Origin of the sequence: Marinicella meishanensis, from assembly GCF_019931145.1 — a bacterium.
GTDB lineage: Bacteria > Pseudomonadota > Gammaproteobacteria > Xanthomonadales > Marinicellaceae > Marinicella > Marinicella meishanensis.
In genome coordinates this window covers 162,971-176,100 of sequence record NZ_JAIOUV010000002.1, presented here as the reverse complement: position 1 = coordinate 176,100, position 13,130 = coordinate 162,971, and the positions used below count along the sequence as shown (strand labels likewise).

The 13,130-nt window shown below is 42.8% G+C and carries 9 protein-coding genes and 2 pseudogenes; 6 read left to right on the top strand and 5 right to left on the bottom strand.

What is annotated here, in order from left to right; genetic code table 11:
• The first annotated feature begins 444 nt into the window (after positions 1-444).
• Positions 445-1,911: a hypothetical protein gene (locus K7G70_RS03295; protein ID WP_223787176.1), complete on the top strand. Its 1,467-nt coding sequence runs from the start codon at positions 445-447 to the stop codon at positions 1,909-1,911.
• Positions 1,912-2,607: 696 nt separating this feature from the next.
• A complete protein-coding gene (locus K7G70_RS03290; protein WP_223787175.1) occupies positions 2,608-3,021 on the top strand; it encodes a hypothetical protein in 414 nt (137 codons plus the stop codon).
• A 24-nt stretch (positions 3,022-3,045) separates the two neighbouring features.
• Here K7G70_RS03290 and K7G70_RS03285 read toward each other — a convergent pair whose 3' ends face one another.
• A complete protein-coding gene (locus K7G70_RS03285; RefSeq protein ID WP_223787174.1) occupies positions 3,046-3,531 on the bottom strand; it encodes a winged helix-turn-helix domain-containing protein in 486 nt (161 codons plus the stop codon).
• 111 nt (positions 3,532-3,642) lie between these two features.
• Here K7G70_RS03285 and K7G70_RS03280 point away from each other — a divergent pair, with 111 nt between their 5' ends.
• Genes K7G70_RS03280 through K7G70_RS03270 form a run of 3 tightly spaced genes read left to right on the top strand, consistent with a single transcriptional unit; the run spans position 3,643 to position 7,648 of the window.
• Positions 3,643-5,394 carry a serine hydrolase domain-containing protein gene (locus tag K7G70_RS03280; protein ID WP_223787173.1) on the top strand — a complete coding sequence of 584 codons (1,752 nt, stop codon included), beginning with the start codon at positions 3,643-3,645 and terminating at the stop codon, positions 5,392-5,394.
• Positions 5,391-6,659 (top strand): serine hydrolase domain-containing protein, encoded by a 1,269-nt coding sequence (locus K7G70_RS03275; protein WP_223787172.1) that lies wholly within the window; start codon positions 5,391-5,393, stop codon positions 6,657-6,659. Before K7G70_RS03280 ends, K7G70_RS03275 begins: the two co-directional genes overlap by 4 nt.
• Positions 6,656-7,648: a serine hydrolase domain-containing protein gene (locus tag K7G70_RS03270; protein WP_223787171.1), complete on the top strand. Its 993-nt coding sequence runs from the start codon at positions 6,656-6,658 to the stop codon at positions 7,646-7,648. Before K7G70_RS03275 ends, K7G70_RS03270 begins: the two co-directional genes overlap by 4 nt.
• Positions 7,649-7,962: 314 nt before the next feature.
• Here K7G70_RS03270 and K7G70_RS03265 read toward each other — a convergent pair whose 3' ends face one another.
• On the bottom strand, positions 7,963-9,168 hold the full coding sequence (locus K7G70_RS03265; RefSeq protein ID WP_223787170.1) for an IS256 family transposase: 1,206 nt from the start codon (positions 9,166-9,168) through the stop codon (positions 7,963-7,965).
• A gap of 117 nt (positions 9,169-9,285) precedes the next feature.
• Here K7G70_RS03265 and K7G70_RS18090 point away from each other — a divergent pair.
• Positions 9,286-9,438 (top strand): annotated as a pseudogene (locus tag K7G70_RS18090) (IS3 family transposase); the annotation flags it as partial.
• Between the two features lie 397 nt (positions 9,439-9,835).
• Here K7G70_RS18090 and K7G70_RS03260 read toward each other — a convergent pair.
• The 3 genes and pseudogenes from K7G70_RS03260 to K7G70_RS03250 form a co-directional block, all read right to left on the bottom strand.
• The gene (locus K7G70_RS03260) at positions 9,836-10,864 is read right to left on the bottom strand and encodes a serine hydrolase domain-containing protein (protein WP_223787169.1); all 1,029 of its coding nucleotides are present in this window, start codon (positions 10,862-10,864) and stop codon (positions 9,836-9,838) included.
• A gap of 413 nt (positions 10,865-11,277) precedes the next feature.
• Positions 11,278-12,630: pseudogene (locus K7G70_RS03255) on the bottom strand (IS3 family transposase).
• Positions 12,631-12,675: 45 nt separating this feature from the next.
• The gene (locus K7G70_RS03250) at positions 12,676-13,074 is read right to left on the bottom strand and encodes a hypothetical protein (protein ID WP_223787168.1); all 399 of its coding nucleotides are present in this window, start codon (positions 13,072-13,074) and stop codon (positions 12,676-12,678) included.
• Positions 13,075-13,130 lie beyond the last annotated feature (56 nt).

The following is a 13,130-nucleotide window of genomic DNA, read 5'->3' as shown; positions in this document are numbered from 1 at the left end:
TCTGGCAAGCCGCGGGCAGGAAATCAGACTGCAAGAATTACCAGGGACAGCTAACAGCAAAGGAATTGGCCAAAATTTCAGTTTAAATTCAAAGATCAGACCAGGCAAGTGCTTGGTCTGATCGGCCCATCGGGCATGATCTGTAGTTCATTATTTGTTTTTCTTTGGAGTTCATAAGCATATGAAATTAAATGTGATTTTGGCCTCGTCAGGTTTCGGTCAGAAAACATGATTTTTCTGTAAGGTATCCATGGATTGAAAAAAATATGCTGGGTACATGTCATCCGAGGCCAGGGTTGTGAAATCCGCTGAGGCCGGCATCATCCTTTGAGGGTGGTGACTGATTTCGGTTTGCTTGTTGGATGATGTCAGGGGTTGGAAAGCATTGATGTGCTCAATTCTTTTTACCCGCATATTTTTCATACTCTATTAGGAGCAAATCTTATGTCTGCAAATTACGATCAATTGATTTCAGAGTTGAATGATTCGATCAACTCTCAAGTGAAGCAAGTTTATTCAAAATTGGCTGGGGTCACCTCGCTGAAAAGCTATAACCAGGATGGGCAAGGTGATTTTCCGTATTGGCTCACCACGGGCCCGCAAAACAGTTTCAATGACTTGACCTATAACTGGATCGACCAAGTGGTGAAATACCTTGAAAACCACGATGCCTATGCCAACACGTCAAACACCATGGTTGGTCAGTTGGCCACGGTGGTATATCCCAAGCTGTCCTATGCGTTGAATGCGTCAGACAACCAAAAATTGACCAACACCCAAACAGCCACGGTCGCAGAAGGGAACAATTTGGTGGCCCAATACACGCAAAATGTCGGTCCCATCCCAGCCACCGAAACCAGTAACCTGAATTACGTCACCGGTCAGATTCTGACTTGGGGTAAAAAAGGGGAGCAGTTAACACTCGAAGATTTGAAGAACAGTTTTGATTTGAGTAACGAGCTGCCCAACATGCCGGCTGGCGGTTCTGCCGTGCTGCCGGCATTGACCAAATGGCTGAATGCGGCTTCCAGCACCTTGTCATTACAAAACGCCGTGTCATTTGGTAATGCGTACATCAATTACCTGAAAAGCGCGGTGAAATCTCCCAACAAGGCCACTGGCATCAGCACCCTGGATCCAACCAACCCATCAGCCACTCCCGTGGTTAAACCCAGATGGACGGTGAACGAAAACTCCAATGCCCTGTTGAATTCATTGCAAAACAAGAACAAGAAAGTCACCTTGTCAATTGCGGCCAGCGAATCCAACAGCACCACCACCAAACTGAGCATCAATGGTTCGGCCGGTGCCGAGTTTGGTCTGGATTGGTTGACATTTGGGGTCGGTGGTTCGGCGTCTTACAACGTCTACACCGCCAATTCCAGTGAAGCTTCTGCCACCGTCGAAATCTCCTATCCCGGGGTCTCCACCGTGACGGTCAAACCGATGCCAGCGCAGTTGGCCGGTTCTGGTGCTGAAGGCTGGATGGATCAAACGGTCCTGACCCAAGCCAGGGCCAATGGCAACCAATTGCCCCCACCGCAATCGGGTTATGTGTTTTCGCCGGCTTTACCTGGAGCCATGGATTTGAGCGCTGATGGTAACTTTGGTTACTTGAACACCATTGTGATTTCTGATCAACCCACCATCAAAATCACCTACCAAGGTGGTGATTCGAGTGTCTATGAAAGCATTTTCAAACAACAGTCCAGTTGGTCGGTAAAATTATTCGGTCTGTTCACGATTGCCAAGGGTTCACAAAGCTACTACAAAGCCAAAGTGGAGCAAGCAGCCAGCGGCAGTGGTTTCACCGTAACCATCGAACCAGACGGCGATCAATTCACCGTTCCTGACTCGCAAAAACGCGCCAATGTCCTGGCGGCCGCCGCCACTTGGCCTGGCGATGCCTGAGCATTGATGGGTCTGAGCAATGGCCTGGTCTGATTTTGACCGGGCTGTTGTGCTTTTTTCATCGGCTGATACCAAGGCCAACTTCGGGGGAAGGGGCCTGGTTCAGCCACACCAACACCGCCCGTCACATGACTGGTGCCTGTTAACACCATCTGAAACACCACTGTGCAGGCTACAAAGGTCACAATCAAGGCGCGAATCGCGTGGTTTGGTTATTCCAGTCGAGCGTTGAGCAACGCAGGGTGTGGTCTTTGCAGGCTGAACCCAAAGGGCTGGGTCTTATTTTCCACCCCTCAGCGTTATTCACTCGTTCACGTGGTGTGACCACACCTCACGACTGATGCCTTGATGGCTGAAAAATATGATCCAGCAGTCGCCTTTCAGATGGTGTTAACAGGCCCTGGCCATGCATATTCAGGTAACACTTTGGGAAATGGGTCAGTCCGGTGGACCGATGGGTTTCAGCTCACATGTCAATTCTAAAGCTATTTTGGACTGGCAGCTATTTTTATAGAGATAGATTGTACGGAATGTAATATCTACTATTTTCAGGCATTACCTATATGAATTGAAGAAAAAATTATTGGAAATGACAGCTCTATTGAATGAGTAATTTCTATGAATTTCCATATTCTTCACTGGCCAAATATTCAGTTCACTTTTTATCGTATCCGTTTTCATTTATATGAGTGAGCTATGTTTGAACAACGGCATATCAAATCAAAAGAAGAATGGCTTAATAATTCAGTTGTAAAAATTTACACGATTTCAGCAACAGAGAGTGAAGTTCGAAAAGATCTTTTTTCAAATCAATTAAACCGAATTATTTCAAAGACACCTATAGATTGGAGTACAACAGCTTCTTTTGCCATTTTCCATGAAGGAGCTACATATCTATATTTAATTTTCTGTAGGTGGGGCAATGATAATGAACTGTTCACACAAGTGCATGTTCAGGAAAAGGGCGAATGGGCAACGGATCCTAACCGGTATTCTTTCTGCGTTTATGATTTGGAAGTCATATGGTTAGAGAGAAATATATTCATTAAGACCATGCTCATGAAAAATCAAGACATCGGTTTGTACCGCAAAACAAGACACGCTACTTAAACACTTATTCACCCTATTGGATGTTTAATCTTCCGGAGCGATGAGTTTTTTACCGGAAATCGGATCAATCAAAACAGGACGTTCATCTTTTTGCTGAAACATTAAGTAGGCTCCAATCAATAGAGCGGTTAATACAAGAGTAAACAATAAAATTTTTCGATTTTTGAAGATCGACAAAGGTGGAAATTCATTAACTGCTTTTATCTCTATGGGTTGTGCCAGTAATTGGTATTCTCTGTCACCAAGAGATTTTATCAATTCAGCTTGCCCCATTTCTTCAATCAAAGCTTTGCTGAGTAGAGAATATCGTTTATTGATTGTTTCGGAGCTGACCACTTTGCCTTTCCAAACTTCGTTTTCCAGTGTGTCAGCACGAACAGCTTTCGGGTAATGTTTGACCAGGGTCAGAAAAAATTTCAGGTTTAATCCTTTCAGCTCTGTATCCAGGTGCTTGTGTTTAACCACTTTTAATGTGGTGTCAATTTCTATGTCTTTGATGTTGTACTTCATTTATTTGACCGTCGCGTTCTCAATCTTCTTACTTCTTCTTGATTCTTCACTGGCCTGAATCAGTGTTGATCATCAACAATGCCAGTTCTTTATCAATTGAGTTTAAGAGATATGCAAATTAACCCATTTCGCAGCATTGCCTTGTGCTTTCTGTTGATCGCTCTCATATTAACCCTCGAAGTGAGAGGGGCTGAACATAATAAATTATCTACCCAACTTTCTCAAATTGCAGATGAGCTTTTTATGCCGTTAGTAGATGATGGACCAGGATTTGCAATCGGAGTCTTTCATCAAGGCCGTATCCTGTTCAAAGCTTCATATGGGTACAAGAATCTTGAGGAACAAAGTGAGTTTAAACCTGATGACCTTTTTTACATTGCATCAATTTCTAAACAATTTACAGCAGGTATTGTTTTTCAATTGGTTAATGAGGGTCGCGTTCAACTCAGTGACAGGATCACAAAATATGTGCCAAATCTACCTCAAGCCTATGAGTCCATCACAATCAGCCAGTTGCTTTATCATACATCAGGTGTCAGAGAATACACTTCATTGATGTTGTTCAGGGGCGATGACTCCAGACTGCAAAACAGAATGAGTGGCCAACATGCCCTGCAATTAATCAGTCAGCAAAATACCTTGGATTTCGAACCAGGCAGTCAATTTCGATATTCAAGTTCAGGCTATGTGTTATTGGCCAGGATGATAGAAACCATAGAAAACCAATCATTCAGATCCGTTGTTGAAAAACGGATTTTTGGCCCACTGAGAATGGAAGAGTCACACGTCGATGATGATCATGGTGATGTGATTGAGAACAGGGTGATTTCATATCAACCTGGCGGTGAGTCATCCTCTTCTTGGAGGAGGTGGTTAAAACATTTTGATGTGGTTGGTGACGGAGGTGTGTTTACCACCATCAGTGATATGGCCAAATGGGATGCTGAATTGAGAGACCCTCAGCATTTTGGTGAGCAATGGAAAAACCAAATGTATCAAAAGGGAAGCTTGATTGATGGAACAGAGGTCAATTATGCGGGCGCCATTCAATACACCACAATCAATAAGCAGTTGGTTCAGTGGCATGGCGGAGGAATGGGTGGTTATGTATCAGACTTCTTTAGGGTTCCTGACCTCGACATATCTGTGGTGGTATTTGCCAACAGGAATGATGACAAAGCTTTTCAAGGTTGGCACTTTATCAGACAAGTCATACCATTGTTTACACAGACAACGCCCGTTGAGGTCACAGAAGAACTCCCTAAAGATGAAAATGAACTGAACTTCACTTATGTCCAGGCTGATGATTATCCCGGCATTCAGGGTGCTTACTTCTTAAGAGAAAAAAACAACAGGCAATACTTACGTAAACGAGAAAACGGTCAATTGGCATTACATGACGGTTCTGATCAATTTATGGCTGATCTCATCAAGGTGAATCATCATAAATGGTTGGCTTCACCAGGAGATCAAATCATCACAATAAGCAAAGTCAATGGTCGCTATGAATTCAATTTCAAAGCAGATAATGAATCATACACGGCGTATCAATATGATGATTCGCTGCCACAAAGCAGTGAGGACTTGAACCATTTAATTGGGCGTTATTGCAGTAAAGAGCTTGAAAGCTGGATAGAAATATCACAACAAGATGGTCGAATTTTCTATCGCCATGACAAGGGGCTACCCACAGAAATTTATCCATCTCCAAAAGATTCAAGGATCAATTGGAACAGTCGCTCCATTGTTTGGGTGGGTTATGGAATGTTTGAATTTGACTGGAGCACTGATCAGCCTTCTGAGCAGTTAACTGTGGGTGACTTCAGAGTCAGTGGTGTCCAATTTAATCGGTGTGAACCATGAAATTAATTATTAAGTTCTTGATCATCAGCTTGTTCAGTGAATATAGCAAATCCTGTCCTGTTGAATTTGAACAACAGATATTCGATACCTATCAGTCATTGAATTTACCTGGAATCAGTGTTGTGGTTCTGAAAAATAATCTTTTGTGGTGTGATGTTTCTCATGGTTATGCCAACTTAGAACGCAAAGAGCTGATGACCAGTGATCATGTGTTTTGGGTCGCCTCAGTGACCAAACCAATGACGGCTTATATGATGCTGCTTTCACAAGTTGATTTACACAAGTTGCTTTCTTCATTTGTTCATCAATTACCAAAGGGCTTTCGCGACGACATTACCCTATATCACCTTTTGACACAAACTTCAGAAGGAGAGCGGCCAGGCCAATATTTTCACTATGGCAATCGGTTCAACGAGTTAGTCTCGGTTTGGGGTGGTGTTGAGCCATTTGGAGATGCTTTGCAGTCAAAGCTGTTTGCTGCATTAGGGGTGGAAGCTTACACAAGATTGAAAGATGTTCCAGAAGATAAGCGAGTGACCCCCTATACATGGGATAAAGGAATCGGTCGAAACAAGGAACAACCAGATGCTTTATGGAAACAAGCATATCCGGCAACCAATGTCATGATTTCGATGATGCAATTGGCACATTTAGGTCAGCACATGAATACCTGTACTGGCCTGGACCAGGAGCAATGTCAGCGCCTACATGAGTCGGTGGTGTTGAATGATGGTCATTCATCACCATATGGGTTGGGTCAGTTTGTAGATCACATTTCAGATCTTGATGTGTACTGGCAATATGGATTTGGACTGGCAGAATCAGCATTGTTGGTTAGGGTGCCAGAGGAGGGGTTGAGCATTGCCATCGCTTCAAATTCTCAAGCATTATCAGATGCCTCAATATCTGGTTCTGGAAATCTATTCAGAAGACAACTGGGGCCATTCATTGTTAACAGCCTGATCAAAGGTGTAGAAGTTGAGCGCTTCAAAACAGAAGTCAGAGTGAATGAATACATTAGGCAACAACGAATGGGTGATAGTTTAAAACAAGGTGTATCAGAAAAAGAGTTGCTGATGTTTTTTTTAGCCTTCGATCATACCACTGTCGACCTTCCCATAATCTGGTTACTGACTCAGCAAAAGTCATGTCTTCTGGATGAGTTGGCTAACGATTTTCTTGTCATTTGGTATAAACAAAACAGCGTGAATCCGACAGCGATAGAACTGTCTGCGGAAATCAGTAACAGAAGGTGTCAAAAATGAAGAAGAGATTGATTTTTTTGATTTTGGTTTCAATGATTAACACGGAGTGTTGTCAGGCAGAGGTGAGCGCAGAGTTTTCCATAACATGGATGGAAAAAGATGAAATTGAAAAGGCTGAGTATTCCAATGGTGTCAGGTCAGACAGTCAATTTCAAGTCGGATCAATTGCGAAATTAATGTGTACTGTGGCTATTTTCGAATTGTTTGAAAGAGAAGAGAGTATCACATTGGAATCAAGTTTGTCTCAACTGCTCCCTCACATTGTCACTCCAGCTTTTGATGTGGTGAAGCTAAAGCATGTCTTGCAAAATACCTCCGGACTCAGCGATGAATTGGTTATTCAAAGTAAAAAGAACGCAGAGCTTCAAAACATGTCACTGAGCTCGAGTGAAGCGGCTGGGAGATTTCTGAATGAAGATCTATTATTTGCTCCAGGCACTCGTTTTGATTACAACTTAACCAATTGGGTATTGGTACAAGCGATCTTAGAGCATCAATTTAAGGATAATATTACGAGCATCCTCGAGAATACATTGTTCAAGCCAGCAAAACTGAAAGAGACTACAGTTTTTTCAGGTCTGGTTGACCATCAAAATTATATTTCCCCGATGGGTTCTACCAGGCCTATCCCAGACTTCGTGACTTGCGCTGGAGGCGTCATATCTTCATCTAGAGATTTATTACGGTTCAGTCAGTTCATAGTCAAGAACTATCCCCATGTTTTATTTAACTCGGAAACAATTGAGCAAGGTTCAAACCTTTATGCATATGGAGGCAGGGCCAAAATTCTGACAACAAATGAATGGCATCAAATATTAATCAGTTGGCAATCAGGTTCTAATGGTTCATTTCGTGCATTTGTTGGGTATGAACCCAATACAGGTTCTGGAATTTCTGTTTTGACCAATGATGGTGATGACGCATTAATCGAAGAAGTGAGGTCAACTTGGGTGAATCGACTGTTAATGAATAGGTTTGAAGCAAATTAATATTGCTTAATTCTGTAATGATTCTCGTGAAGTTGGCGAGTATCATCAAGATGCGGACAAAACATCTTGAAAAAACTATTCTTGATTGCGACATTGAGAGAGATCGGATCAGCTGATAACCAGTGATCGTTAAATGGTATGCCAATTTGCCATCTGAATTAACGAAGTTACACATCATGCTGTTAGTTCTAATGTTTGGTAAGGCCTGAGAATTGTAGACACTTTTTTATGGTAAAAATAGTAACTTAATCATTTGAGGTGAATCAATGGTCGGTAGTGTCAAAAATCTTTCGCACATTTTTCTCACGGTGGTCTCAAGCAGTGAGTTGATTGTCAATTTTCAGTTGTTGTAATTTCTCCATACACAAGTATTTTCTGGTGCCCCACTTAGTCCCTGCAATGTGCCTGAGCCTGGCTGCTGTGAGCATCAATGCTGAGTGACCATCAGGGAACGCGCCCACCACGCGCGTACGTCGTCTGATTTCCTTCATGATTCTCTCCAACGGGTTGTTGGTCCTGATTCTGATCCAATGACTCGGTGGAAACTGGTAATAGGTCAATGTCTCATCAATCTTTTGTTCAAGTAGATCAGCAGCAGTTGTCAGCTTCATAGTCCTTAAATCTTCGATCACACTGATCGCTTTTTGCCAGGCAGCTTCAGCAGATTCTGATGCATATATAGCTTTGAGCATCCTGGCCACTTGCTTCACCTTGGAGGATGGTACTTTACTGGCCACATTGCGATGGAAATGGACCATACAACGCTGCCAGGCGGCTTCAGGATAGTATTCTGCCGCTGATTCATACAAGCCCAAACAGGCATCAGATATGATCAGTTTAACGCCCTTCAGGCCACGCTGCTTCAAATGAGATAGGAAACCACCCCAACCACTTTTATCCTCTTTGTGGCCTTCACTAACGCCCAGGATTTGGCGGAAACCTGATTCATGCACACCAATGGCCACCAACACCGATACATTTTTGATTTCCCCAGCCCATGACCGCTTAAGAACGATGCCATCTAGGTAAACATACGGAAAATCACCTTCTATTGGTTGGTTGCGCCATCGTTCAAGCTTCTTATAAATCTTTTTGTTCAGGTTACTGACTGTGCCAGATGAAACACGCGTTCCCCACAGGGCCTCAGTGATGTCCTCAACACGCCTCACTGATACACCAGCCAAATACATCTCAATCAACGATTCTTCTATCGAACTCTCCCGGCGACGATAGCGCTCTATGATGGCCGTCTCAAAAGTTTGTTTGCGCAGTTTAGGCATCTTGATGTTCACTGCACCCGCGCGGGTGTGAAGCTTGCGTTCATAGTGGCCTGCTCGGGTGTCTGTGCGCCTGGCGCTCCTTTCATAGCGCCCGGCGCCACACAGCTGATCAGCCTCGGCATCCAGCATTGAATTGAGGGTTTCTTCCACCGTACCTCGAACCAGCTCACCCAGGTGATCTTGGATCCGAGTTTCATCAATGCTAACCACATTGTTCAGTTTTTTGGTATCATCTTTCATCGTGTGGTTCTCCTATAGGTTTTTGATTAATTCTTCAAAATCAATCTTACAACCTGAGAACCACCGCTTCTCAAATGTGCGAAAAATATTTTACGTTATTAAGAACAAGCTGTTCGGTTGGTTTTACAAACCGAACATGAGCATCATTCCAGATGGGCCACCATCAAATCAATCGCAGCCAAAATCGGCTGTATACCAGAGACCTTGAGAAGCTGGGTTGATCGACTTGAAATCGACCAAGGTGACAAGCCTAGTACAACCACAACTCAAACCATGAAATAAACCACCCATCAAACCAACCGACCAAGTTAGATGCGCATGATGAACAACAGGTAACCCGACCTGACTTTAAACTGTTCTGGGGCAAAGCCATCAAGGCCGAGTGCCTGATAAGAAAGTCAGGTTCGGATCTCATCGAGGCCGGAGGCATCAAAGCCCTCACCAACAGGCCGGATATATGTCCGAAACCAGTGTTGATCTGCCCAATGACTCAATTGGTTGATGGAACTAACATGAATTAACCAAACACAAAAAAAACGCACAAATTACCTTGAATCAAATGGGGCGTTCATATATGTCCCAGAGTATTGCTACGTGGTGACGTTTCGCTGATATACACAGGCAAAGAGATATTGGTGATATTTAACCAAAATGAATGTTGGTTATTTCATTTCATTCTATTTAGAATGCCTAATATTTCATTCGTTATTTCATATAAGTTTTGGCGTTTTTGGTTTGTTGTAATGACAATGGTGATGCGGTCTTGTTTAAATCTTCGAACCAGAGATTCATAATTTGACATTGAGCCATGGTGTGAATGTTCAATTAACTTGTCGTTTTCCCATTCGGTATAACCAAGTGCTGATTGAATGTTTGCCCTTCTCATGGCTGTTTCTGAGAGTGTTTTGAGGGACTGTTTATTGATGACTTTAAAGTCGCCCAGTTCCTCAAACCATTTCGCCAAATCATTTGTTGTGGAACTCATTAAGAAAGTATCTACTGATATACTGTTGTCATCTTCTTTAAAATCGCCATCGAAAGGTATTGCCATCAATAGTTTATCTTCGTATGGAATTTGTTTTTTTAACAGGGTGTTGTGCATTCTATGAGGCCGAAAAATATTGGCTTGTAGATACTCTCTGAAATCAGTCTTAGTTATGTTTTCAACAATTTTGATCAGTAAAACAGGATTCATATTTGAATATAGGTAATCCGAACCTGGCTCAAACTCGAGGTTTTTAACAGCTTTAATTTCCTCAATAACATCGTTGTCATTCATGGTTATACCCCTGCTGAAGTATGAATCCCAGTCAAACGTTGGTAAACCGCTGGAGTATTTCAGAAGATTATCAATGGTTATTTTTTCTGACCAATCTGGTAAATCAGTAATATACTTTGAGATATTATCCTCTAATTTTAGGTGCCCTTTTTCAAAGAGCTGCATGATTAAAACCGCTGGAAATTCTTTATAAATTGAACCGATATTGAATCGATGATTTTTAGTCAGCATTGTGCTTTTAGAGCCGTCTACATAACCGAAGGAATTTTCATAAATTATTTTTCCGTCTTTAATTACCAATACATTTCCGTTGATTTCTCCATGGTGGTGAAGTGCGTTCAGGTAAGTGTCAATATTGTCATGTTTCGCACACCCAACAAATGAAATAATTAGGATTTGGGGCAATATTTTCTTCATAAATTCAGTCATCGTTATTAAGTTAATTAATTTTTAATTTTGCCAAAGCGAACCAATGTCAATTAAACGGCTTTGGCCGACACCAGTCTCAATTTCTAATAGCCTATTTTTTTCAACCTCGTTTAAGCCATAAAAATGTCGATTTTTTTCAAATATGCCAGACTCGTTTTCTTGCTGAATTTCTTGACTGAATGGTGCAATACTGACCCAAATAGGGATTAAGAAGGAACGGTGGTGTTGTAACCGATGATGTAAGTCCATTCAACCCGCCAAATCCGTTCATCGCCTGAAAAGTAGGTTAGTTTGAGCTGTTCAGCGGTCATCAGTGTCAATTCTAAAGTTATTTTGGACTAGCTGCCATTTCTACAGAGATTGTACGTCGTCAAATCATTTTGGACCAGTAGTCAGTTAATTTAAGAGACAGATTGGTTCACTTTGTTTAAGTTATCATGGTGTAATTGTCGCCTCAAGGCGATGGTGTTTTGTTTGATCAGTTTTCTTTGTTTCAATACCTCCTGACCTCTGCCGTAATAGACATCAGCCGGTGTTAAATTATCCAGGGATTCATGATACCGTTCATGGTTGTAATACTGCACAAATCGCTGCATTTGGTTTTTCAGTTCGCTGGGCAAATAATAATGATCAAGCAGTATCTGGTTTTCATAGATCGGTGCCAGCGTTCGATTTTACCCTGGGTTTGTGGGTGATAGGGTCTGCCACGGGTGTGGCTCATGCCTTGGTCTTTGAGGTAATCAGCCAGTTGTCCAGATATGTAACATGGACCATTGTCGCTGAGCAATCGAGGCTTGTGGTCCACATGAACTTGATCTAGCCTGTGAAGGCCAAAGCATCGTCCAGTGTATCGGTCACATCAGATGCAGCCATGGTGGTACACAATCGCCAGGCAACGATGAACCTGGAGTAATCATCCAGAATGGTAGACAGGTAATACCAGCCCCAGCCAATGATTTTGAAGTACGTAAAGTCAGTCTGCCACAGTTCATTAACCCGGGCACTGGGTTGGTCAAATTTGTCACCTGCCTGCATCAGGATGTAAGCAGGGGATGTGATCAGGTCGTAAGACTTCAAAAGCCTGTACATGCTTGATTCTGATACATAATAGCTCATGGTTTCGGTGTACTTGACCGCCAGTTCTCTGGGAGAAAGGTCGGTTTCATCCAGGGCCATCTGGACCATGGCTTGTTGGTGTTCCTCGCTGATTTTGTTCCATACATGGCCCGGTTTAGCGGGCTTGTCAGACAAGCCCGCTAAACCATCTTTCTCATAACGCTCAAGCCAGCCATAGAACGTGGACCGATTGATGGACAGTCGCTTCAATGTTTGGCGAACAGAAAGATCAGAATCCTGGACCAATTGGATCAACTCATACTTCTCAGACGCTGAGTATCTCACGTATCGTCTCCACAATCGCCAATCAAGCTTTTTTTAAGCAGGCGATTTTCCAGCACACTTTCAGCCAGGGCTTCTTTCAATGATTGGGCCTCACAGCGAAGGGCTTTGACTTCCCCGGTGTTGGCTTCACGCACCGTGTCACCAGCCAAGCGCTTCTTGCCTGCTTCAAGGAAGTCTTTGGACCAACGGTAATAAAAGTTGGAATTGATGCCTTCACGGCGGCACAAGGCCGCAACGCTTGTCTCGCCACGCAAGCCTTCGATCACAATGCGGATTTTGTCTTCTGCTGAATAATGTTTGCGGGTACGACGACGGATGTCTCTTACTGTTTTTTCTGCTTTACTTTTTGTCATTGTTTGCTCCTGTTTCTAGAGTTTACAATGAACCGAAAGTGTCTCTTAGTTAATTAGCCCATTTGGTCCACATGATGCTGACGGGATACAATGTGCATCATCAACCACTATGTCAAATGTATCTTTTACACCTACATTTGAATTTATAAGAACTCCATTCTTCCATAGTGAACCGATGTCAATCAGAGCAGACTGGCCAACCCCAACCTCTATTTCCTTAAGAGCATCTTTTTCAACCAGGTTGGCCCTGTAGAATTGTTTGATATTTTCCTGAATTCCGGACTCATATAGTTGTTGAGCTTCTTTGGTCAGGGGAGCAATTGCAGCAACAAAAACTGATTCTGAAGGGACAGCCAGGTTGTATCTAATGTCATAAACCCACTCAACCCTCCATATTCGACCATCATCTGGGAAATAGGAGAGTTTGAGCAGCTCGGCGCTCATCAGTCCAAGATAACGTTGTACAGTACAGGATAGCGTTGTACAGTACAAATTAGCAT

Bases quoted from the DNA above. Each gene is read 5' to 3' on its own strand.
- K7G70_RS03295 (WP_223787176.1), top strand. From the start codon at position 445: ATGTCTGCAAATTACGATCAATTGATTTCAGAGTTGAATGATTCGATC.
- K7G70_RS03290 (WP_223787175.1), top strand. From the start codon at position 2,608: ATGTTTGAACAACGGCATATCAAATCAAAAGAAGAATGGCTTAATAAT.
- K7G70_RS03285 (WP_223787174.1), bottom strand. From the start codon at position 3,531: ATGAAGTACAACATCAAAGACATAGAAATTGACACCACATTAAAAGTG.
- K7G70_RS03280 (WP_223787173.1), top strand. From the start codon at position 3,643: ATGCAAATTAACCCATTTCGCAGCATTGCCTTGTGCTTTCTGTTGATC.
- K7G70_RS03275 (WP_223787172.1), top strand. From the start codon at position 5,391: ATGAAATTAATTATTAAGTTCTTGATCATCAGCTTGTTCAGTGAATAT.
- K7G70_RS03270 (WP_223787171.1), top strand. From the start codon at position 6,656: ATGAAGAAGAGATTGATTTTTTTGATTTTGGTTTCAATGATTAACACG.
- K7G70_RS03265 (WP_223787170.1), bottom strand. From the start codon at position 9,168: ATGAAAGATGATACCAAAAAACTGAACAATGTGGTTAGCATTGATGAA.
- K7G70_RS03260 (WP_223787169.1), bottom strand. From the start codon at position 10,864: ATGAAGAAAATATTGCCCCAAATCCTAATTATTTCATTTGTTGGGTGT.
- K7G70_RS03250 (WP_223787168.1), bottom strand. From the start codon at position 13,074: ATGAGCGCCGAGCTGCTCAAACTCTCCTATTTCCCAGATGATGGTCGA.